Annotated in this window: 21 protein-coding genes; 5 read left to right on the top strand and 16 right to left on the bottom strand. The window is 74.4% G+C overall.

Annotated elements, in window-relative coordinates; all coding sequences use genetic code 11:
* Positions 1 to 36: 36 nt before the first annotated feature.
* From AB0I16_RS29070 to AB0I16_RS29060, 3 genes are all read right to left on the bottom strand, one after another.
* The gene (locus AB0I16_RS29070; RefSeq protein WP_363252580.1) at positions 37 to 954 is read right to left on the bottom strand and encodes an NAD(P)-dependent oxidoreductase; all 918 of its coding nucleotides are present in this window, start codon (positions 952 to 954) and stop codon (positions 37 to 39) included.
* Between the two features lie 628 nt (positions 955 to 1,582).
* The gene (locus tag AB0I16_RS29065) at positions 1,583 to 2,962 is read right to left on the bottom strand and encodes an FAD-dependent oxidoreductase (protein ID WP_363252579.1); all 1,380 of its coding nucleotides are present in this window, start codon (positions 2,960 to 2,962) and stop codon (positions 1,583 to 1,585) included.
* 91 nt (positions 2,963 to 3,053) lie between these two features.
* Positions 3,054 to 4,046 carry a DUF4349 domain-containing protein gene (locus AB0I16_RS29060; protein WP_363252578.1) on the bottom strand — a complete coding sequence of 331 codons (993 nt, stop codon included), beginning with the start codon at positions 4,044 to 4,046 and terminating at the stop codon, positions 3,054 to 3,056.
* A gap of 156 nt (positions 4,047 to 4,202) precedes the next feature.
* Here AB0I16_RS29060 and hemG point away from each other — a divergent pair, with 156 nt between their 5' ends.
* Positions 4,203 to 5,666 (top strand): protoporphyrinogen oxidase, encoded by a 1,464-nt coding sequence (gene hemG / locus AB0I16_RS29055; protein ID WP_363252577.1) that lies wholly within the window; start codon positions 4,203 to 4,205, stop codon positions 5,664 to 5,666.
* Positions 5,667 to 5,671: 5 nt separating this feature from the next.
* Positions 5,672 to 6,400: a hydrogen peroxide-dependent heme synthase gene (hemQ, locus tag AB0I16_RS29050; RefSeq protein ID WP_363252576.1), complete on the top strand. Its 729-nt coding sequence runs from the start codon at positions 5,672 to 5,674 to the stop codon at positions 6,398 to 6,400.
* A 12-nt stretch (positions 6,401 to 6,412) separates the two neighbouring features.
* Here the strand turns inward: hemQ and AB0I16_RS29045 are convergent, their stop codons facing one another.
* The 6 genes from AB0I16_RS29045 to AB0I16_RS29020 all read right to left on the bottom strand — a co-directional run bounded on the left by AB0I16_RS29045 (position 6,413) and on the right by AB0I16_RS29020 (position 13,131).
* Entirely contained in the window at positions 6,413 to 8,017 is a 1,605-nt protein-coding gene (locus tag AB0I16_RS29045; RefSeq protein ID WP_363252575.1) for an alpha/beta hydrolase, read from the bottom strand.
* 103 nt (positions 8,018 to 8,120) lie between these two features.
* Positions 8,121 to 8,903, bottom strand: coding sequence for a TIGR04222 domain-containing membrane protein (locus AB0I16_RS29040; protein ID WP_363252574.1), 783 nt, complete (start codon positions 8,901 to 8,903; stop codon positions 8,121 to 8,123).
* A gap of 105 nt (positions 8,904 to 9,008) precedes the next feature.
* Positions 9,009 to 9,752: a DUF4142 domain-containing protein gene (locus tag AB0I16_RS29035; RefSeq protein WP_363252573.1), complete on the bottom strand. Its 744-nt coding sequence runs from the start codon at positions 9,750 to 9,752 to the stop codon at positions 9,009 to 9,011.
* A 367-nt stretch (positions 9,753 to 10,119) separates the two neighbouring features.
* Complete coding sequence (locus AB0I16_RS29030) at positions 10,120 to 11,406, bottom strand: DUF692 domain-containing protein (protein WP_363252572.1); 1,287 nt, start codon at positions 11,404 to 11,406, stop codon at positions 10,120 to 10,122.
* Positions 11,407 to 11,510: 104 nt separating this feature from the next.
* Positions 11,511 to 12,278, bottom strand: coding sequence for a DUF4142 domain-containing protein (locus tag AB0I16_RS29025; protein WP_363252571.1), 768 nt, complete (start codon positions 12,276 to 12,278; stop codon positions 11,511 to 11,513).
* Positions 12,279 to 12,375: 97 nt separating this feature from the next.
* Positions 12,376 to 13,131, bottom strand: a complete 756-nt coding sequence (locus AB0I16_RS29020) for an aminoacyl-tRNA hydrolase (protein WP_363252570.1) — start codon at positions 13,129 to 13,131, stop codon at positions 12,376 to 12,378.
* A 244-nt stretch (positions 13,132 to 13,375) separates the two neighbouring features.
* Here AB0I16_RS29020 and AB0I16_RS29015 point away from each other — a divergent pair, with 244 nt between their 5' ends.
* Entirely contained in the window at positions 13,376 to 14,638 is a 1,263-nt protein-coding gene (locus AB0I16_RS29015; RefSeq protein WP_363252569.1) for a hypothetical protein, read from the top strand.
* Between the two features lie 7 nt (positions 14,639 to 14,645).
* Here AB0I16_RS29015 and AB0I16_RS29010 read toward each other — a convergent pair whose 3' ends face one another.
* The 6 genes from AB0I16_RS29010 to AB0I16_RS28985 form a co-directional block, all read right to left on the bottom strand.
* Complete coding sequence (locus tag AB0I16_RS29010) at positions 14,646 to 14,867, bottom strand: hypothetical protein (RefSeq protein WP_363252568.1); 222 nt, start codon at positions 14,865 to 14,867, stop codon at positions 14,646 to 14,648.
* 9 nt (positions 14,868 to 14,876) lie between these two features.
* On the bottom strand, positions 14,877 to 15,719 hold the full coding sequence (locus tag AB0I16_RS29005) for a polysaccharide deacetylase family protein (RefSeq protein WP_363252567.1): 843 nt from the start codon (positions 15,717 to 15,719) through the stop codon (positions 14,877 to 14,879).
* Between the two features lie 123 nt (positions 15,720 to 15,842).
* Positions 15,843 to 16,535, bottom strand: a complete 693-nt coding sequence (locus tag AB0I16_RS29000) for an alpha/beta hydrolase (protein WP_363252566.1) — start codon at positions 16,533 to 16,535, stop codon at positions 15,843 to 15,845.
* Positions 16,536 to 16,622: 87 nt separating this feature from the next.
* Positions 16,623 to 17,780, bottom strand: coding sequence for a methyltransferase domain-containing protein (locus AB0I16_RS28995; protein ID WP_363252565.1), 1,158 nt, complete (start codon positions 17,778 to 17,780; stop codon positions 16,623 to 16,625).
* A gap of 20 nt (positions 17,781 to 17,800) precedes the next feature.
* The gene (locus tag AB0I16_RS28990) at positions 17,801 to 18,184 is read right to left on the bottom strand and encodes an SPASM domain-containing protein (RefSeq protein WP_363252564.1); all 384 of its coding nucleotides are present in this window, start codon (positions 18,182 to 18,184) and stop codon (positions 17,801 to 17,803) included.
* 344 nt (positions 18,185 to 18,528) lie between these two features.
* Entirely contained in the window at positions 18,529 to 18,723 is a 195-nt protein-coding gene (locus AB0I16_RS28985; RefSeq protein ID WP_363252596.1) for a hypothetical protein, read from the bottom strand.
* A 163-nt stretch (positions 18,724 to 18,886) separates the two neighbouring features.
* Between AB0I16_RS28985 and AB0I16_RS28980 the strand changes: the two genes are divergently transcribed.
* On the top strand, positions 18,887 to 19,717 hold the full coding sequence (locus AB0I16_RS28980; RefSeq protein ID WP_363252595.1) for a helix-turn-helix transcriptional regulator: 831 nt from the start codon (positions 18,887 to 18,889) through the stop codon (positions 19,715 to 19,717).
* On the top strand, positions 19,714 to 19,923 hold the full coding sequence (locus AB0I16_RS28975) for a DUF397 domain-containing protein (protein ID WP_363252563.1): 210 nt from the start codon (positions 19,714 to 19,716) through the stop codon (positions 19,921 to 19,923). Before AB0I16_RS28980 ends, AB0I16_RS28975 begins: the two co-directional genes overlap by 4 nt.
* Positions 19,924 to 20,001: 78 nt before the next feature.
* Here the strand turns inward: AB0I16_RS28975 and AB0I16_RS28970 are convergent, their stop codons facing one another.
* Positions 20,002 to 20,754: a class I SAM-dependent methyltransferase gene (locus AB0I16_RS28970; protein ID WP_363252562.1), complete on the bottom strand. Its 753-nt coding sequence runs from the start codon at positions 20,752 to 20,754 to the stop codon at positions 20,002 to 20,004.
* Positions 20,755 to 20,832 lie beyond the last annotated feature (78 nt).

Genomic DNA, 20,832 nt, shown 5'->3' with positions numbered 1-20,832 from the left:
CGCGCCGGTGGTCCGTTCGCTTCCGCGACCGTGCGGTCAGGGCGTGCCGAGGCGTGCGGCCGGTGTGCCGTCCGAGGCCCAGAGCGAGGTGACGGACTCGCGCAGCGAGAACCGCGGGCGCCAGCCCAGTTCCCACTCGGCCGCCGTGATGTCGGCGCACTGCCAGGGCACCGGCGTGGCGCGGCCCGCCGCGCCCGGCGTCTCCAGGAGTTCGCCGGTGAAGCCCGCCGCCCTGACCAGACCGTGCGCCAGGTCGCGCACCGGGGTGGCCCGCCCGCTGCCGACGTTGAGCAGCCGCGGCAGCCGCCCCGGCAGGGCGAGCGCGAGCGCCACGGCCCGCGCCACGTCGCGTACGTCGACGAAGTCCCGGTGCGCCGACAGGCCGCCCACCTTGACCGTGCCGTGCGGGGTGCGGGCCACGGCCCTGCTCAGTTCGGCGGTCAGCCGGCCGGGCAGGCCCGCGGCCGGTGCGCCCGGGCCCACCGGGCTGGTGACCCGCAGGACCAGGGCGTCGAGCGGGCTCTCCAGGACGGCGAGCGTCCCGGCCAGCTTGGTGGCGCCGTACGGGGTGACCGGGCGGGCGGCCGTGTCCTCCGTGAGCCGCTCGTCGACGCCGGTCGGCCCGTACTCGGCCGCGGAGCCGAGGTGCACGAGGCGGGCGGTGGGCAGCGCCGCCGCGAGGGCCGCGCAGAGCACGGCGGGGCCGCGGGCGTTGACCTCGGCGAGGTGCGGCGTGCCGCCGCCGACCGAGCCCGCGCAGTTGACCACGGCGTCCGGCGCGGCCTCGGCGAGCCGCTCGGCGAGCCCGTCCGGGGTGCAGGTGGCGAGGTCGATCCGCTGGTCGTCGCCGGGGGCGCGGCCCCCGCGCAGCAGCCGCACGCCCGGCAGGGTCCGCAGCCGTTCGGTGATGTGGACGCCCAGGAACCCGGTGGAGCCCAGGATGAGGATGCGCACGCCTCACACCCCCTTGCCGGGCAGTGGGCGACGGGTGAGCGGGCGGTGAGCGGTGGCTCGCGCGGTGTCCTTCATATGGCGTGGGTCCCCTCCACGGTCGGGCCGGCGAGGGTGTCCCCACCCTGCGGCCCGCCCCCCAGCGGCGCGGACCCCAGTCGCCGACTGTGCCCGTGCCGCTCTGACGCGTCACATGGTGCGTGCCACCTGTGAAGCCTGTGTTGATTCCGTGAAAGCTGGCGGAAAAGCGACAGCGGTCGTCCGGAGGGGCGGGGCGGCGACCGGAGGCGCGTGGTGTGGCGGTGGAGTGAGCTGTTCCGGTGGGCCGTCGCCGCTCAGAGGGGGTGCGACCGGTGGGCGGGGGCGCCGCGTGCCCCGTGCGCGCGGCTGCCGTGGGCGGGCTCCCACGGCCCCGTGGATCTCGTGCGGGGAAAGAGAAGGTTTCGGCCAGTGGGCGGGGGCCGCCGGGTGGCGGCCCCCGCGTAGCAAGCGCGTTCTGACCTGCGCGGCACGTGTGCCCCGCGCCGGGAAAGGGGGTGCGAAACAGGGCACGCGGAGAGGTCCGCGGGTCGGCCCCACCCTTGCCTGGCCCTTCCCTGGCCCTTTCCTGGCCCCTGCCTCACCCTGCCCCTCACCCCGCCCGGACCGCCGCCACCGCCTTGCGCGCCGCCACCAGGACCGGGTCCCACACGGGGGAGAAGGGCGGCGCGTAGCCCAGGTCCAGGGCCGTCATCTGCTCCACCGTCATCCTCGCCGTCAGGGCGACCGCCGCGACGTCCACCCGCTTGCCCGCGCCCTCGCGGCCGACGATCTGGACGCCCAGCAGCCTGCCCGTGCGCCGCTCGGCCAGCATCTTCACCGTCATCGGGGCCGCGCCGGGGTAGTAGCCCGCGCGGCTCGTCGACTCGATGGTCACCGCCACGTACTTCAGGCCCGCCGCCCGCGCCTCCCTCTCGCGCAGCCCCGTGCGGGCGATCTCCAGGTCGCACACCTTGCTGACGGCCGTGCCCACCACGCCGGGGAACGTGGCGTAGCCGCCGCCCACGTTCGAGCCGATGACCTGGCCGTGCTTGTTCGCGTGGGTGCCGAGCGCGATGTGGCGCTCCCTGCCCGACACCAGGTCGAGCACCTCCACGCAGTCCCCGCCCGCCCAGATGTCCTCGTGGCCGCGCACCCGCATCGCCAGGTCGGTCAGCAGGCCGCCGTTCTCGCCGACCGGCAGGCCCGCCTCCTCGGCGAGCGTCGTCTCCGGGCGCACGCCGAGGCCGAGCACCACGATGTCCGCCGGGTACTCGGCGTCCTCCGTGGCCACCGCCCTGACCCGGCCGTCGTCCCCGGTGAGGACCTTCGTGACCTCGGCGTCGTTCACCATCTCGATGCCCATGCCGGTCATCGCGTCGTGCACCAGGCGGCCCATGTCCGGGTCGAGCGTCGACATCGGCTCCTCGCCGCGGTTGACGGCCGTCACCTCGTAACCGCGGCGGATCAGCGCCTCCGCCATCTCGACGCCGATGTAGCCCGCGCCGACGACCACCGCCCGCCGGCCCTCCGTGCGCCGCAGGGTGTCGATCAGCGCCTCCCCGTCGCCGAGGGTCTGCACGCCGTGCACGCCGGGGGCGTCGATGCCGGGCAGCGGCGGGCGGACGGGGCGGGCACCGGTGGCGATGACGAGCTTGTCGTACGCCGTCCAGTACTCCTCGCCCGACGCGAGGTCACGGGCCAGGACGCGCCTGCCGGGGACGTCGAGGCGGCGCACCTCGGTGCGCATCCGCAGGTCGATGTCGCGCTCGCGGTGCTCCCGCGGCGTGCGCGCGATCAGATCGTCCCGGTCCTCGACGTCACCGCCCACCCAGTAGGGGATGCCGCAGGCGGAGTACGAGGTGAAGCCGCCGCGCTCGAACGCGACGATCTCCAGCTCCTCCGGCTTCCTCAGCCTGCGCGCCTGCGACGCCGCGGACATGCCGGTCGCGTCGCCTCCGATGATGACAAGTCGCTCTCGTGTGCCGCTCATACGGACACGCTACGGCGCGCCCCGTACGAGAGCGCCGCGGCCCGTCGCCGGCCCCTCAGGCCCCTCAGCCCCCTCAGGCCCCTCAGGCCCCTCAGGCCCCTTCGGCCCCACCGGCCCCTCCGTTCGCGCCCGGCGCCACCGGGCGCGCGCGGCGCGGCAGCCTCGGGCGCACCACCCGCAGCCACAGCAGGAGCAGCAGCGCCGCCACCGCCGCGAACGGCAGCACCCCGGCGAGTGCGATCCCGATCCAGCGCAGCACGGTGACGAACGCGCTCCAGCCGCCCGCCAGCGCGTCCAGGAGCGTCGGACCGCCGTCGTCCGCGGCGTCCGCCCGCGCGGCGCCCTCGGTGAGCGACAGCGTGATCGTCGCCATGGTCGTGCGGTCCTTCAGCGAGGCCCGCCTCGCGAGCAGCGCCTCCAGCTCCGCCTGACGGGTGCTCAGCTCCCCTTCGAGGGTGACGACGTCGCTCAGCTTCGTGGCCTCGTCCATCAGCTCCCGTACGCGCGCCACACTGGCCCGCTGCGACCTGACGCGGCTCTCCACGTCGACGACCTGGTCGGTGACGTCCTTGGCCTTGGCGTTCCTGGCGATCAGCCTGCCGGTCCCCTCAAGGGCGGCGAGGACCTCCTCGTACCGCTCCTGCGGGACGCGCAGCACGAGGCGGGAGCGGTCGCGGCCGTCGCCGTCGCGGGAGGTCTTCTCGTCGCCCACGATGCCGCCCGCGTCCCCGGCCGCCGCCCTGGCCTCCGCCAGCGCCTTCGGCACGTCCGTGACGCGGACGGTGAGCGTCGCGGTGCGGATGACGTGGGTGCCGGCCGGCTGCCGCGGCTGCTTCCCGCCGGGTGCGCCGGGCCTCTCGGCGGACTTGTCGGCCCGGCCGCCGCCGGCCGGGCCGCCGGCCCCGTCCGGCTTCCGCTCCACCGCCGCCTTGTCGTCGTCCGCCCCGCTGCCGCCGTCGCCCGCGGAGCAGCCCGCGAGCGCCAGCGCGACGGCCAGCAGGACCGCGGAGAGGGTCCGGGCCGCGCGGCGCCGCGCACCGCGGCGGCCGGAGGCGTGGTGGGCGCTCGTGTCCGAGGTGTGCATCGGTGTCCCCCCGAGGGATGTGGTGACTGGTGCTCCTTCGACGCGGGGCGGGCCAGGACGGTGGTTGCCGGACGGTCCCGATGCGGTCACGTTCGGGACTCGGGCGTAAAAGGGTCTGGGTCGGAGGAGCGGCACCGGCTCTGAGAGAGTGGGGACATGCGCGAAACGGACACACGTACGGGCAGCGGCCACGCCGTCGTCATCGGCGGCGGGATCGCCGGCCTCGCGGCCGCGCACCGGCTGCTCGTCACCGCACCCGGCACCCGGGTGACGCTCCTCGAAGCCTCCGACAGGATCGGCGGCAAGCTGCACGCCGGGGAGATCGCCGGGGTCCGCGTCGACCTCGGCGCCGAGTCGATGCTCGCCCGCCGCCCCGAGGCCGTCGCGCTCGCCCGCGAGGTGGGCCTCGGCGACCGGCTTCAGCCGCCCGCCACCGGCACCGCGTCGATCTGGACCCGCGGCGCCCTGCGCCCCATGCCCAAGGGCCACGTCATGGGCGTCCCCGGCGACGCCTCCGCGCTCTCCGGCGTCCTCTCCGACGAGGGCCTGCGCCGCATCGAGCGGGACCGCGAACTGCCGCCCACCGAGGTCGGCGACGACGTCGCGGTCGGCGCCTTCGTCGCCGAACGCCTGGGCCGCGAGGTCGTCGACCGCCTCGTGGAACCGCTGCTCGGCGGCGTCTACGCGGGCGACGCCTACCGCATCTCGATGCGCTCGGCCGTACCCCAGCTCTTCGAGGCCGCCCGCACCCACGCCTCCCTCACCGAGGGCGTCCGCGCCATCCAGGCCGAGGCCGCGCGGAACCAGCGGACCGGGCCGGTCTTCATGGGCATCGAGGGCGGCGTCGGACGCCTGCCGCTCGCCGTCGCGGACTCGGTGCGCGCGCTCGGCGGGGAGATCCGCACCGGGACGCCGGTCACCGGGCTGCGGCGCACCCCTGCGGGGTGGCGGGTGAGCACCGGTGACGACGCCGTCGCCGCCGACCGCGTCGTGGTCGCCGTGCCCGCCTACGCCGCCGCCGCGCTGCTCGGCGCCGAGGCGCCCGCCGTCGCGGCCGAGCTGGCGAGCGTCGAGTACGCCTCCATGGCCCTGACGACCCTCGCCTACCGCCGCGGTGACATCGACCTCCCCGAGGGCAGCGGCTTCCTCGTGCCGCCCGTCGACGGGCACACCATCAAGGCGTCCACCTTCGCCTCCCGCAAGTGGGGCTGGATCGCCGACGAGGACCCGGGCCTGCTGGTGCTGCGCACCTCGGTGGGGCGGTACGGGGAGACCGAGATCCTGGGCCGCGACGACGCCGACCTCGTCGGTCTCTCCCGGCACGACCTGCGCGCCGCGACCGGCCTGGACGCCACGCCGGTCGCCACCCGCGTCACCCGCTGGCACGACGGCCTCCCGCAGTACCCCGTCGGCCACCACGCGCGCGTGGCCCGCGTCCGCGAGCACGTGGGCAGGCTGCCCGGCCTCGCCGTGTGCGGAGCGGCGTACGACGGCGTGGGCATCCCCGCCTGCGTCGCGAGCGCCGTCGCCGCCGTCGACGGGCTGGCGGGCGACCTCACGGGCGTGGACGAGCTCAGCCGCAACCCGGTGCAGAGTCTCCACGGGGCCGGAGGAGAATAAGGGGCATGAGTGACGACACCCCCGCCAAGACCCCGAACGCCGGCAAGAAGGCCAAGGACCTCAACGAGGTCATCCGCTACACCCTGTGGTCGGTCTTCAGGCTGCGAGACGTGCTGCCCGACGACGGAACGGTCCGCGCGGGCTACGCCGACGAGGTCCAGGAGCTGTTCGACCGGCTCGCGGCCAAGGACATCACCATCCGCGGCACGTACGACGTCTCCGGGCTCCGCGCCGACGCCGACATCATGATCTGGTGGCACGCCGAGACGAGCGACGAGCTGCAGGAGGCCTACAACCTCTTCCGCCGCACCAGGCTCGGCCGCGCCCTGGAGCCGGTCTGGTCGAACATGGCGCTGCACCGCCCCGCCGAGTTCAACAAGTCGCACATCCCGGCCTTCCTGGCCGACGAGACGCCGCGGAACTACATCAGCGTCTACCCCTTCGTGCGCTCCTACGACTGGTACCTGCTGCCCGACGAGGACCGCCGCCGCATGCTCGCCGACCACGGCAAGATGGCCCGCGGCTACCCCGACGTGCGCGCCAACACGGTCGCCTCGTTCTCGCTCGGCGACTACGAGTGGATGCTGGCCTTCGAGGCCGACGAGCTGTACCGCATCGTCGACCTCATGCGTCACCTGCGTGCCTCCGAGGCCCGGATGCACGTCCGTGAAGAGGTGCCGTTCTACACCGGCCGCCGCAAGTCCGTCGCCGACCTCGTGGCGGGCCTGGCCTAGCCCCGACGTCCCTCAGAGCGCCCCGGCGGGCCGCGCGGCCCGCTCGGCGCTCTGCGGCTCCGGCTCCCGGCGCGGCGCGCACGACGCGCCACCCGCCGGGACACGGCCCGTCAGGAGGTACGCCTCCAGGTGGCGGTTGACGCAGGCGTTGGTGCCGCCGCCGATGCCGTGCGTCCCCGTGCCCCGCTCGGTCACCAGGGCCGATCCGCCCAGCCTGCGGTTCAGCTCCAGGGCGCCCGCGTACGGGGTGGCCGCGTCGCGCTCGGCGGCCAGGATCAGGGTCGGGGGCAGCTCGCCCTCGGCCGCACCGACGTCGACCGGCCGCTGCCGGGGCGCGGGCCAGTAGGCGCACGGCAGGTTCATCCAGGCGTTCTCCCACGTCTCGAAAGGCGCCGAGCGGGCGAGGAGCGAGTTGTCGCGGTCCCAGGTCCCGAAGTCCGTCGGCCAGGGGGCGTCGTTGCACTCCACGGCCGTGTAGACGGAGTTGGCGTTCTCCGCTTCGGCGGCCCCCCGCGGCTCGGGCGCGGCCTGTTCGACCAGCGGCTTCGGGTCGCCCTTGAGGTACGCCGAGAGCGCCGCCGCGCGCATCGGCCAGTAGTCGTCGTAGTACCCGGCCTGGAGGAACGCCGCCTGGAGTTCACCCGGGCCGACCTTGCCGCCGGCCGGCTTGCGGGCCAGCTTCCGGCTCGCCCGGTCGTAGTTGCGCAGGACCGCTTCCGGAGTCCTGCCCAGGCCGTACGCCGTGTGGTGCTTGGCCGTCCACGCGCGGAAGTCCGCCCAGCGCCGCTCGAAGGCCGCCGACTGGTCGAGGTTGTTGCGGTACCAGATCTGTGAGGGCGCGGGGTTCACCGCCGAGTCGAAGACCATGCGGCGCACGTGCGAGGGGAAGAGCGTCGCGTGGACGGCCCCGAGGTAGGTGCCGTACGAGGCGCCCACGAACGTCAGTCTGCGCTCGCCGAGCGCGGCCCGCAGCACGTCGAGGTCGCGCGCGTTGTTCAGCGTCGTGTAGTGCCGCAGCCCGGGGTTGCGGGCGGCGCACCCGCGCGCGTACGCCTTCGCCCTGGCGACGCGCTTCTTCTTGTACGCGGCGTCGGGGTGGCTCGGCGCGCTCGTGGGCGCCTCGGCGGACTGCCCGGCGCTCCGGCAGGAGAGCGGGGCGGAGCGGCCGACGCCGCGCGGGGCGTACCCGACCAGGTCGTAGGCGGCCGCGACGCGCTTCCACTCCGGCATGACGCCCATGACCGGGAAGTGCATGCCCGAGGCGCCGGGCCCGCCCGGGTTGTAGACCAGCGAGCCCTGCCGTGCGACCGCCCGGTGCCCGGACCTGCCGGTCGCCCGCGCCCGGCTGACGGTCAGCCGGATCTGCTTGCCGCCCGGCCGCGCGTAGTCCAGCGGCACCACGACCGTCCCGCAGCGCAGGGACGGCGGCATGTCCTCGGCCTTGGCGCAGGTGCCCCAGCGGATGCCGGCGGCCTCGGCGCGCTCGGCGGCGATCCTGACGCCGCGCTCCTCGGCGGAGGGCGCGGTGGCACCGTTCGCGCTTCCCGCGGGGGCGGCGACGAGGGCGCTCAGGGCCAGGGACCCGGCGGTTGCACAACGGACGGCTGCTGCTTTCATCGCGCTTCGTTACCCCTTGGTCGGCCGTCGGCACAGGCGTCGAACAAAGGGGATGATTCGTGTGATAGTCGGCGAAGTAAAGCACCGGTCCTTCGGTGTCGGCTCAATGACCCCGTTGAGCGGCTTCCCCGTCCTCCCGGCCCGCACGGTGCGAGAACGCCGCGCGCAGCCCCGGGTCGGAGACCGCGCTCACTCCTCGTACCGCCACGGCCGTGAGGGGGTCGTCGCCCGTCGCGAGCGTCCCCAGGAGCGCCTGCCCCGCGGGCGAGGCCCAGCGCGTGTACGGGTGGACCTCGACGCGGGCGATCAGCAGGCACCCGGCGCACAGCAGCAGCGGCAGCGCGAACCACGCGGCGACCGGCATCTCGCCCGCGCCCGCGGGTTCCTGGCCCGGCATGAGCACCGCCACCGCGCCGAGTGCGAGCACCGCCACCGCCGCGGCCCGCACCTGGCGCACCCCGGCCGCCACGCCCCCGCCCGTGCCGTCGGGAACGGCGAGGCCCGCGGCGACGAGCCGGTCCGCCAGCGCCCGCACGGCGTCGGCGGTGGCCGCCCCGCGGCGTATCGGCGCTATGCGGGACTGCCCCGCCGGGCCGATCGCGCCGAGCACCGAACGCTCGATGTCGTCCCGCCCCTCGGGGTCGACCACGGTCGCCCACCCGGTGTGCGCGATCAGCAGCCGCCGCGCCCCCGCCATCGCGACGAGCGCCAGATCGGCGACGCGGGCGGGCCCGCCGGACAGGAACGCGGCCTCGTAGAGCGTGAGACGGCGGCCGCGCGGCACGGCCGCCCCCGGCGTGGCGGCACGGGCGGCGGCCATGCAGAGCCTGCCGCAGGTCAGGCCGGTCGCGGCCCAGGCGATGAGGAGCAGGGGGAGCCAGAACATGGCGGTGTTCTATGCGAAGGCGGTGCCGCGCGCCATGGCTTATTCAGCATGCGGGACGTTCGATGACGGGTGGGTAACGTTCCGTTTCCCGGCGGGGTGGCGGGGCTACTCCGGCTTCGCGCGTGACGCGGCAGGCGGCAGGGGATACGTGGGGGACGGGGTGACCGGCGATGCCGGGGCCGGGGACGCTGCGGGTCCTGGCGGGGCGGGGGAGCGGGTCGCGGGGGCCTGGCCGGGGGCCGCGTCCCGGGCGAGGCCGTCGAAGTCGACCAGGCCGGTCTTCTCCAGGACGGTGATGTGGTCGAGGACCGTCGTGTTCGCGTCGTCGGCGAGCGTGCGCACCAGCGAGTTGCGGGTGGTGGCGCGCACCTCGGCCACCACCGGGAACACCGTGCCGTGCGCCCGGCGCAGGATGTTGGCGAACTTCTCGTCGTACGTGCCGCCGCGCGCCGCGCTCAGCTCGGTGAGCCGGCGCCGCTGCGGCGGGTCCGGCTGGTTCGGCAGTTCCAGGCTCAGCCGGGCGGCGACCTCGCGTACGCGCGCGTCCAGGAACGTGTGGCCCTCCACGAGGTGCCGGCCCGCGGTCCGCACCGCCTTGGCGGTGCCGCGCTCCTCGGCCTGCTGGCCCGCGGGCAGCTCCCACAGGCCCGCGAGGCGCACCTTGGTGACGAAGTCCCTGTCCAGGGCGGAGAGCGGCCCGAAGTCGGTCGCCACCGCCTCCGCGTTCAGTCTGTCCAGGCCGGTGCCCGAGCGGTCCTCGTAGGACCAGAGGGGGAAGACGAGCGCGGCGAGCGTCGCGACGAGCCCCGTGACGACGAGGCCGGTGCCGTTGATGATGCGGGATCGCATGGGTGCCTCCTGGTGCGGCACCGCACGCTAGTGCGCCGGGGGCGGCCCGGTGCGGTGTTACGACGGGGCCTACGTCAACCTCCGTACGGCGCCACCGGTCCGGGCGGCGCGGCGTGCGCCGCCCCTCGGCGGGAGGACGAACTGCTGCAACTGGACCCGCCCCACCGCCACCGCAGGAGGAGCCACCGTCCCCGGAGCACGACGACCCGCCCCCGCGGGTGGCCACCAGGCGGGGGCGAGCCGGACGCCACGCGGCGTACCGCAGGAGGGTGCCCCGTACGAAGGCCCCGTCACCGCGCCCGTGACCAGCAGCGCGGAGGAGAGCAGGACGTCGGCCGCCTACCCGACCGCGGCGACGCCGATGGCGTCACCGCCGCAGCAGGACGCGGCGGGTGGCGTGCAGCAGCCTGGCGGCGGGCCGCCGGGAGAGCGGCGCGGGGCCCGAGCGCTCCCGCCACCAGTCGCTCAGCCGCTGCCGGGCGTCCGGCGACGCGGGCCGCCCCGCGAGCAGCAGGTGCTCGGCGAAGCCGAGGGCGTCGTGGCGGTAGCCGCCGGTCATGGGCCTGGCCCGGGCGTAGCCGAGGAACGCGGCGCGGTACGCGGTCCCGAGGATCTCCGGCAGCTCCGGCGCGACCTTCGCGACGACGTCGGCGCGCTTGGCGGCCAGCGCCTGGCTCTGCACCCTCAGGCGCGCGTGGTCGAAGCCCTCGGGCGCCGGGGTGCCCGCCACGAGCGCGGAGAGCAGGGCGGCCTGGGCGAGGGCGGTGCGCTGCCGGGCGGCGCCGGAGGCGGGCGGCACGGCCGCCGGCACGGCGGGGGCGGCGGGCGCCCCGGAGGTCCGCACCGTGGCCCGGATGGCGTTCAGCTCCCGCTCCAGCTCGGCCGGTCCGGGGAAGTTCTCGTCCCGTTCGAGCAGGACGCCGGGCGGCGCGGTGCGCGACGCGAGGTCGGCCAGGATCGCCAGGACCGGCTCGGGGACGGGGTGCGCGTGGCTGTCGTGCCAGACCCCGTCCCGCTCGAAGCCGCCCGCGACATGGACGTACGCGATGGCCTCGACCGGCAGTTCGTCGAGGGCCTTGGCCGGGTCCTCGCCGCGGTTGACGTGGTTGGTGTGGAGGTTGGCGACGTCGATGAGCAGCCGTACGCCGGTGCGGTCGGCCAGCTCGTACAGGAACTGCCCCTCCGTCATCTCCTCGCCGGGCCAGGCGATCAGGGCCGCGATGTTCTCCACGGCGAGCGGCACGGGCAGCGCGTCCTGCGCGACGCGGATGTTCTCGCAGAGCACGGCGAGCGCGTCGCGGGTGCGGGGCACCGGCAGCAGGTGCCCGGCTTCGAGCTGCTGGGTCGCGGTGAGGTCGCCACCGGCCCTGACGAAGGCGATGTGTTCGGTGACCAGCGGCGAGCCCAGGGCCTCGGCCCGCTCGGCGAGCGCGGTCAGCCGCCCCTCGTGGGGGCGGTCTGCGCCGCCGAGGCCGAGCGAGACGCCGTGCGGCACGACGGTCACGCCGCGCTCGCGGAGCCGCAGCAGCGGGTCGGGCAGGTGCCCCGGACAGATGTTCTCCGCCACGGCCTCGACCCAGTCGATGCCGGACATCGCCTCCACGGCGTCCGCCATCTCGGGACGCCAGCCGATACCGGTCCCCAGACGCTCCATGTCTCCCCCTTGGTCCCCCGAGTCCCCCGGTCCCCCCGGTCACTCGTCCCCAGGACCATCACCCGGGCGGGACCGGCCGAACCCCGCAGGGGAGACGTTCAGAGCTACATCTGAGGTTCCGGCCGGCCGGTGTCGATGCTCCCCGGCGGTCCCGGCGAGGGCCGCGACGTGGTGGACACCTCGCCCTCGGGCCCGGCGGGCAGGGGCTCCGGCGGGGCGGCCCCGGACGGCGGGGGCGGCCCGGTCGGGCTCGCGGTGGCGCCGGCCGCGGCGCCGTCGGCGATGGCGTCGAAGTCGACTAGCCCGGTCGCCTCCAGCATCGTGATGTGGTCGAGGACGGTCTGGTTGGAGTCCGTGGCGAGCTGCCTGACCAGGGAGTTGCGGGTGGTGTCGCGCACCTGGGCGATCACGCCGAACACCTTGCCGTGCGACACGCGCAGCAGGTTGGCGAACTTGCGCTGGTACGTCTCCCCGCTCGCCTCCGTCAGCTCGTCCAGCCAGCCCCGCTGCTGGGCGGTCGGCTGGTTGGGCAGCTCCACGCCGAGCCGCGAGGCGGCGGAGCGCACCCGCTCGTCGAGGTCGGTGTGGCCCACGATGAGATGGTCACCGGCTTCCTTGACGGCCTCCGTCGGCGCCCGCTCCACGGCCTGCTGGCCCGCGGGGATCTCCCAGAGCCCGGCGAGCCGCACCTTCACCAGCAGGTCCCTGTCGGCCGCGGAGAGCGGCCCCCACCGGGTGGCCACCGACCCGGCGGCGAGGTTGGCCTCGCCCGTGCCCGAGCGGTCGGCGTAGGACCACACGGGGAACGCGATCGCGCCCAGCGTGGCGACGAGTGCCGCGATGATCAGAGCCGTGCCGTTGACGCGCCGCAAGGTGCCTCCCGTGGTGCTCCCGTACTCACCGGTGATACCGAGGAGTACGGAAGATACGGGCGGGGCGTTCAACCGCGCGAGAGGGCGGGCGCGGAGGTCACGGCAGCGACGCGCGGAGCGTCGGGTGGTCGGCGACCACCGTGCAGGAGCCCGGGGCGATCTCCGTGAACCCCGCGTCGCGGACCACGGGAAGGCCGCTCGTGGTCAGCGCCCGCCACTGGGCGGGGGCGGCCGTGCGGACCGCGAGGGCGAAGCCGGTGTCGCGCCAGGCCGTGCGGTCCTCGGCGGACAGCTCCCACCAGGCGAGTTGGGCACCGTGGCCCGCCTGCGCCATCGCCTTGCCCGCCGACATGCCGACGTCGGGACTCATCCACAGGACGGGGTGCGTCGCGTCGGCCCCGCCCGGCGGCTCGGGGTCGTCCAGGTCGGTGCCCGACACCTGGAGCTTCGCCAGCTCCTTGGGCCAGCCGTCCAGCGGGACCGGCGGGAAGACGCGGACCTCCGCGGACTTGCCCGTGACCGTGATGCCGGGCAGCGCCTCGGCCTTGCGCCACTCGCCGCCGCGCGCCCTGCGCACCACCTTGCGGATGCGGGCGTCCTGCCAGTCCCGCATCGCCCGCGCCCACTCGCCGTCGCCGAGCGAACGCTCGTCGCTCAGCATCACCAGGACGGCGCGGGCCGCGGTCTCCAGCGCGTCCGTACGGGCCGGGGGAGCGGCACGCTCGATGCGGGCGACGAGCGGCAGTACGAACTGCGGGGCCTCGTCGCGCGAGGTGCTCTCGTGGCGGAAGGGGCTGTCCGCGGCGGGCTCGCCGTCCCGCGTGCCGGTGGGGGTGGTCTCGTCGCTGCTCACGCGCCCAGTCTGCCAGGCGGGGAATCCGCCCCGCGGGGCGTCGGCCGCCGCTGCGGGCCGCGCGGCCCCCCGGGTGCTGCGGGGAGTGGCCCCGCTGCGGCTGCTCGCCGGCGTCGACGCGCCCACCGAGGGGCTCAGCTCCCTGCGCGGCTGGGCCGCGGGGGCACCGGGCGTGCCCGGGGGCGAGGGGATAGGCTGCCCGCCTTCCGCACCGGAACGACATCAGCAACGGGGAGGGTGCCGCATGCGTGGAGCCAGTGGGGCCGGCGGAACCGGCCGGGCCGGCGGAGTCATGGGCGGCGGCAGGCGCCCTCGCGCGCTGGCCTGCGCGGTGCTGGCCGTGCTGCTGACGGCGGCGGGGTGCGGCACGGAAGCCGAGCCGGACGGCTCGCGGGCCACCGATTCAGGGACCGCACGCCCCGGGGGCGAGGACACCTCGCCCCGCTGGGAGTTCGAGCACATCGCGGACTTCAGCGGCGGCTTCACCGATATCGCGGCCCTCGGCGAGGACGACGTCTGGGCGGTCGGGACCGAGAACAACGGCAGGTCCAACGCCCATCTGCTGCACTACGACGGCGAACGGTGGCAGCGCGAGCCCCTGCCCGATGCCCTCGGCGACACCGACTACCCGCCCGTCCTCGAAGAGATCGGTGACGACGCCCTGTGGCTGCGGCCCCAGACGTACGCCGCGGGCGACGGAGCCGCCCCGTGGGTGCGCTGGGACGGCACCCGCTGGTCCGCGGTGCCGAACCCGCCGCCGGGCAACGTCGGGGACCTGGAGGCCGTGGGGCCCCGGGACATCTGGGCCCTCACGGGCGAGCGGACCGCCGTGCACTTCGACGGCAGCCGCTGGACCACGACGCGGCTGCCCCACAGGACCGCCGACCTCGCGGCGGTGGGACCGGACGACGTGTGGGCGGTCGGCAGCCGGTCGACGGGCCCCGGCACCGAACAGGTCCACGGCGAACCCTACGACCAGCCCGCCTCGGCGCACTGGGACGGCACGTCGTGGCGGCAGGTGGAGACCCCGCAGGCCCGCTTCGACGAGCCCGTCCCGCCGGAGCCGGGCGCGAGCCTCATCAAGGTCTTCGCGCTCGCGGACGGCGAGGTGCGCGCGTACGGCAGCAACACCTTCAACCACGGCGAGGTCGAGGACGAACCCCAGGAGGAGTTCATCCGGCTCCGCCGTGAGGGCTCCCGATGGGTCGACCAGGAGGAGGCGCCCGGCGGGTGCGCGTACCGGATACCGGTGGCCCAGGACGACGAGGGCCTGTTCCTCGACGGCAACTGGTTCCTGGACGACGGCGGCCGGTGCCTGAAGATCAGACGTGACCGCCTGCCCGTGTCGACGGGGGCCCGCAAGGGCTCCGGTCAGATGCTGTGGCTGGAGGAGGTCCACCGCGTGCCCGGCACGGACACGTGGCTGGGCGCGGGCAAGGTCGAGGTGACCCAGTCCGGCGACCCCTTCGGCGCCCCCGTCCTCGTACGCCTGAAGCGCGCCGCGTAGCCCGGCGTCAGCCCGAGCACGCCTGGCGCTCGGCCTCCTGCCAGGCGCAGACCGGGCACAGGGTGGTGCCCTTGTGGGACTCCGGGTACTCCGTGGGCTCCTGGCAGAGCACGCACGCGGCGAACGGGCCCTCGGTCGCGGCGTCAGGGCCGAGGCCCAGGGCGCGCACGGCCGCGGCCGCGGCCGTGTCCGTGCCCGGAGCGGCGCAGTAACTCTCGTCGTCGGCCATACGACCAGGTTAACGCCGCGCCCCCGCCGAGCCGATCTGCTCCGAGACACGGACGAAGCGGTACCCGCGCTTCCGTAGCTCGGGGACGATGGTGCGCAGGGCGCGCTCGGTGACGGGGGCCGCGCTGCGGGTGCAGTGCATCACGACGACCGAGCCGGGCCGTACGCCGTCGAGCACCTGCCGTGCCACGGCCGCCGGGTCGGTGGCGAAGGCGTCGCCGCTGACCACGTCCCACTGCACGGCGGTGACGCCGCCGGGGGCGAGCGCGCGGAGGGCCCGCTGGTCGTAGCAGCCGCCGGGGAAGCGGAAGTACGGGACGGTGCGCGCGACGCCCGCCGTGCGGAAGGCGTCGAAGGCGCGCTCCACGTCCGCGCGCATCCGGTCCTGCGGGAGGGTGGGCAGGCCGTAGCAGTCGCGGGTGAAGGCGTAGTGGCTGTAGGAGTGGTTGGCGATCTCGAAGAGGGGGTCCCCGCCGATGTCCGCGGCCTGGGAGGGGTACTCCTCGGCCCAGCGTCCCGTCATGAAGAACGTGGCGGGGACCTTCAGCCGCCGCAGCGTGGCGACGAGCGCGGGGTTGTCGAACCGCTCGCCGCCGGCCGCGCGGGGCCCCTGGCCGGCCGTCATGTCGGCGTCGAAGGTGAGGGCGACGGTACGGCCGTGCGTCCGCGAGCCGTTCTCGAAGACCGGGGTCAGCCCCTGCGGGCCCGGCGCGAGCGTGGGCGGGGCGGAGGGGGAGGCGACGGGGGGACGCGTGGCGCGCACGGGCCGCGCGTCCCCGGAGCAGCCGGCGAGGACGGTGGTCAGGGCGCCGGTGAGGCAGAGCGCGGCGCTTCTCCGTACGAGTGCGTTCACGGGGTGACGGTATGCGTATAAATACGACAAACTGCTTATCGGGCCGGTGGACACGCCGTGCGGCCACCCGTCCGCGGGATGCCTGCGCCCGGCCCGCTCTCCCCCCAGGGCTGCCGGAACAGCTCACACCCACCCGTCGAGCGACTCCATGAACGCGTCGAAGTCGTCCCGGTGGATGGTGTGTCCGGCGCCCTCGACCGTGCGCACCTCGAACCCCCGCTGCTTCAGCTCCGCCCTGCGCTCCTCGTCGACGAGCCGGCCGAGGCCCGCGACCTGCACGAGCGAGGGGACGACGGGCGCGTCGGGCGTGCGGTCGACGGCGTACCTGCCCGCCAGCGCGTGCGCGGTGTCCGGGTCCCAGGCCGCCACGGTGGCCACCTCGATGTCGACGTCCGCCGCCTCCCAGCGGGGGTTGAAGCCCGCTATGACACCCCGGGTGACCCTCTTGAACTGCACGAACATCGCGGGGTCCACCGACCCGGCGTTGCCGAGCGCCCACGCCGGGTCGGAGTAGACGGCCCGCGCGGGCGCGAGGCGTTCGACGGCCAGGGAGAGCGCGAGAGCGCCGAGCGAGTGCCCGATGGCGACCTCCGCGCCGACCGGCAACGTCTCGACCAGGTCGTCCGCGAAGATCTCCGCACCGTACGCACCGCGCCCGCTCGCGCCGTGGCCCCGCAGATCGACACCGATCGCGCGGTACCCCTTGTCGGCGAGGGCGGGTCCCACGCGCCGCCAGGTGCGGTGGTCCGACATGATCCCGTGGACCAGCAGGGCGACGCGGTCGCCGGTACCCCATTCATGGGTGTGCAGCTTCATCGTGGACGGAGCCTTTCTCTCGTGCGGGCGGTGCGGCACGGGATGATCCTGCTGGATCAGGTAGCGGGGCTGTTCCGCGGCCCCCCGTCACTCGGCTCCCATGGCTGCTTGCCACTGTCCGCGGGACAGGAAGATCACCCCGTCGGGTGTGATGCGGGCCCGTGCGCCGAGCAACGGCAGGGACCCCTCGGCGTTGAGCCGGTTCCGGATGCGCTCCAGCGCAGTCCAGAGTTGTCGCGGTCCCCCCTGGTGGACTTCCGGCGGGTCGGTCCACTCGGCCACCGCACGGGCCCACGACCCGTCGGGATGCACCAGGACAGCGGTGCGGGTCCGCCCGCTGGTCTCATAGCGTGTTTCCACACCGGGTGTCGTGACCTCCAGCATGGAACGCAACTCCCATGCGTTGGCCACGTCCACGACGGGATAGCGGCCGCTACCGCGCTGCTCCCCTTCCGCGTTCGCCGCGAGGCTGTACAGCTCGGAGAGTGCGGGGTGCGGACAGCCGTCCTCGGACCGCGCGACCATGAACCCCGCCATGTCCCGTTCCACCCGCCCCACCACCACGCCGTTCTGCTGCTTCCACCCGGTGATGACCAGGCACGTGCGCCCGATGGTCATCGCGATGCGTCCGCCGGGCTCCAGTGCGGCAAGGACCGGACGGAGCCCCGGGCCTGCGGGGAGTCCCACCGTGGCGACGATGCGGTCATACCTACCCGGCACGTACTCGGTTGCGTCCGCAGTGACGAAGCGAGGGTGGTAGCCCATGCGTGCGAGCCGTTCACCCGCCGAGCCCGTCACGTAGGGGTCCACGTCCAGACTCGTCACGTGTCCGGCCCCGAGGCGGTGCGAGGCGTACGCGGTGAGCCCGCCCGCTCCGGTACCCAGATCCAGGAACGGCAGCCCGTCCCCGAGTCGCCCGTGCCGAAGCATCTGGACGACCAGGCTCGGCAGCGTGGCGGAAGACGTGGGCAGCCCCTCGGGCCGGTCCCCGGGCTTCGCGAGATCGGCGTGCAGTCCGCCGACCCTGGTGATCAGCGATCGGTCCGCGTACGCGGCATCCACCCAGGCTTCCGGGTCGCTCGCTCCCTCACGCAGAGCCCACGTGTCCGAGCCGTCCCGCTCCCACCAGCGCGGGACCAGCTCGTGACGGGGCACGTATGCCACGGGTGCGCACCACCGGGAATCCGGCTCCGTCACCTTGTCGGCGAGCGTGCGCGCCCGCTTCTCCCACATCTCCCGGTCCATGCCGTCGAGCCTTTCCGTCATCAGTACGCGGGGCCGCACGCTTCGGTGTTCGCGGGGTCACAGTCGTTGGAGTCCGCAGGGGTACACCCGGAGGCACGGGGGGCGGGTACGAGCGCCGAGAGTTCCGCCCACCGCGGGCCCCCGAGCAAATCGGCGAGCCGGGTCCTGCGCACGTTGCCCACGGGGAAGTCCCGGGAGAGCACGCAGCCGGCGAGGTCTCCGTCCGGCAGGATGGCAGCCCGGCCGCGCGTGCACCGTCCGCACATCTCGGCGAGGGTGGGCGCCCGCCCCGGCAGCGCTGCCCGCCCCACGGCCCGCACCCGGTCGGTGCTGATGTGCTTCACCCCCATCGATTCCAGCTCGGCGCGGGCCTCGGCGACACGTTGCCCGGGCAGAATGTCCACGATTCCGGCCCGGACCGTGATCCCTCGGTTCACGGCTTCACGGATGTTGCACCGGGTGCGGACGTAGCTGCCCGTCCGGCCCGTGATCCGGTCGTGTTCCTCGGGGTCGTCGCGTCCAACCTGTTCACGGTCAGGCCCGCATGGTGGGAGCTGTTCCAGCGGGACGGAATCACCGTCGGGACGAGCTATTACACGGTTCGCGAGTGGGGGGCTCAATGAGCGTGGTCATGCGGTGTTCCCTCCGTGTCGTCGTGCAGGTCCGTGTGTGGAGCCCGCCCGACTGCCACCGTCCCCAGACAGGGGCAGCCGGGCGGGGGCCTGTAGGGGGCTGTGGTGCTTCGGCGTCACAGCACGTCGCCCCGGCTCCGTGCGTTGGCGCGGGCGGCTTTCGCCCTCAGTCGCTCCATGACATCCGCGGGGCGCACATGCTCGGGCTCCGCTTCCCATTCGGTCCCGCCACAGACCGGGCGCAGCGCCCAGTAAGGGCCGGCGACACCCCGGAACTCCCCGACCCGGCCGTCCCGGCTGGTGTCCACCATGAGCGTGCCGGGTTCGGGAACGTGGACGGGGGCGTCCCCGGGAACGTTCTGCGCAGGCACCGCGACTCCTCTCCGTAGCGGTTTCACTACCAAGGCGACTCAGCGTGTCCTAGAGTCAGATGGTCTTCAACTTGCGTGTTCTGACCGAAGAGTTGGGCGGTAGCTGTTGAACCGGAAAGAGCTGGACCCGAGCGCGTCACCCGTAGCGGCATTCGGGGAACGTCTGCGCAGGCTGCGGGATGAGCGGGGCTGGACACAGGACGAACTGGGCGAACACATGGGGTTCTCGGGCACCCACATCTCGGCCGTGGAAACTGGTCGGCGTCCCCCAACTCCCCGCTTCGAGGCACGTGCCGACAAGGTGTTCGGCACTGGCCACGAGTTGCAGCGACGGGGCCGGGCCGTGCGGCATACCGCGTTGCTTGAGGGTTTCGAGGAGTACGTGGGGCACGAGTCACGAGCCGCGGAGATCCGGCTGTACGAGGTGGGTGTGGTCCCCGGTCTTCTACAGACACCGGAGTACGCACGGGTGCTGGCCGAGAGCGCGGTGAAGCGGGGGGCCGTCACGACCGAGCAGGCCGAGCAACGTGTGGCGCTCGTCGCGGACCGGCAGGCGGCTGTCGTCCGTGAGCCCCTGCCGCTGGTTCTGGCCGTGCTGGACGAAAGCTGCGTCCGGCGCCCCATCGGCAGCCCGGAGACCATGAACGCGCAGTTGGCACGGCTGTTGGAGTTCGCCGATCTGCCGCACACGGTCCTACAGGTCGCCCCGTTCGACATGGGCGCCCGCCGCCCCTTCGATCTGCCGGTCACGGTGCTCACGCTGCCGGACCGGTCGCTCATGTCGTACGCGGAGTCCGCTCAGCGAGGGCACTTGGAGCGGGAAAGCACGTTCGTGCTGCCCATCCTTACGGCCTACCATCAGCTACAGGCCGAGGCCATGTCCCAGGCGGCTTCCGTGGCCATGATCGAAGAGCTTCGAAAGGGTTCCCCGTGACGACCGAAAACCCGCGTTGGTTCAAGTCCACGTACAGCAACAACGGCGGCCAGTGCATCGAGGTCGCCACGAACCTTGTCGCTTCGCGCGATGTGGTCCCCGTCCGCGACTCCAAGGACCCGTCCGGCCCGGTCCTGGACTTCCCCGCCGGCTCGTTCGCCTCGTTCGTGGCGAGCGTCAAGGCCGGAGAGCTCGGGGCCCTCTGACGCGTCGGAGACCACAGGCCGGGGAGCCCCATCGCGCGACGCGGGGTGGGGCTTCGCTGTGCCCGGGCTCCGGCCCGCCTACCGGCCCGCGGCAGGGGCCTCGCGGCGGAACAGGGCCGCCCAGAGGAACGGCTCGCCGAAGCGGGCGGACCCCGGGGGTTCGTCGCGCATGCGGCGGAGTTCCACCTCCGTGAGGTCCGCGAAGACGTGGCGCAGTGACGTGTCGTCGTACGCGATGCCGCCGTGCAGCCCGGACTGCCGGTAGAAGGCCGCGTCCGGGAGTTCGGAACCCATGCCCGAGGGGCCCGCGGCGAAGCAGGTGAGGGCGAGGTGGCCGCCGGGGGCGAGGGCGCGGTCGAGGAGGGCGAGGTAGCTGACGCGGCGGTGCGGCGGCAGGTGGTGGAAGCAGCCGGAGTCGTGGATCAGGTCGTACGGCCCCGGCGGCACGGGGCCGTCGGGCGCGAAGGCGTCGCCGAGGTGGAAGCGCACGTCGGCACCCGCCTCGCGGGCCCTCTCCGCGGCCCAGCCGAGCGCGGCGGGCGACAGGTCGACGGCGTCCACCGCGAAGCCGGCGGCGGCCAGGTACAGGGAGTTGCGGCCGGGGCCGCAGCCGAGGTCGAGGGCGCGGCCGGGCCTCACCAGGCCCCGCTCGACGTACGAGGCGAGGTTCTCGTCGGGCTTCGCCGCGAAGAACGGCACCGGCTTGGTGCGGTCCGCGTAGAACCCGTCCCACCAGGCGGCCCCCTCGGGCGTCCACCGGTCGGCCTCCGGCGCGAACAGGCCGTCCAGGAGTCGCATCACGTCGTCGATCGTGCGGATGTCGCGTTCCATCGAGTCCCCTTACAAGTCCCCTTGTGCGAGGGGTAATTGTAGGTTCGTAGCGGCTTGAAAGCCCAGGTCAGGTGGGGT

The organism is Streptomyces sp. NPDC050703, from assembly GCF_040654435.1.
In the GTDB taxonomy this organism is placed as follows: Bacteria; Actinomycetota; Actinomycetes; order Streptomycetales; family Streptomycetaceae; genus Streptomyces.
Note: the sequence above shows the minus strand (reverse complement) of the source record. Positions and strands in the feature narration are given on the sequence as shown.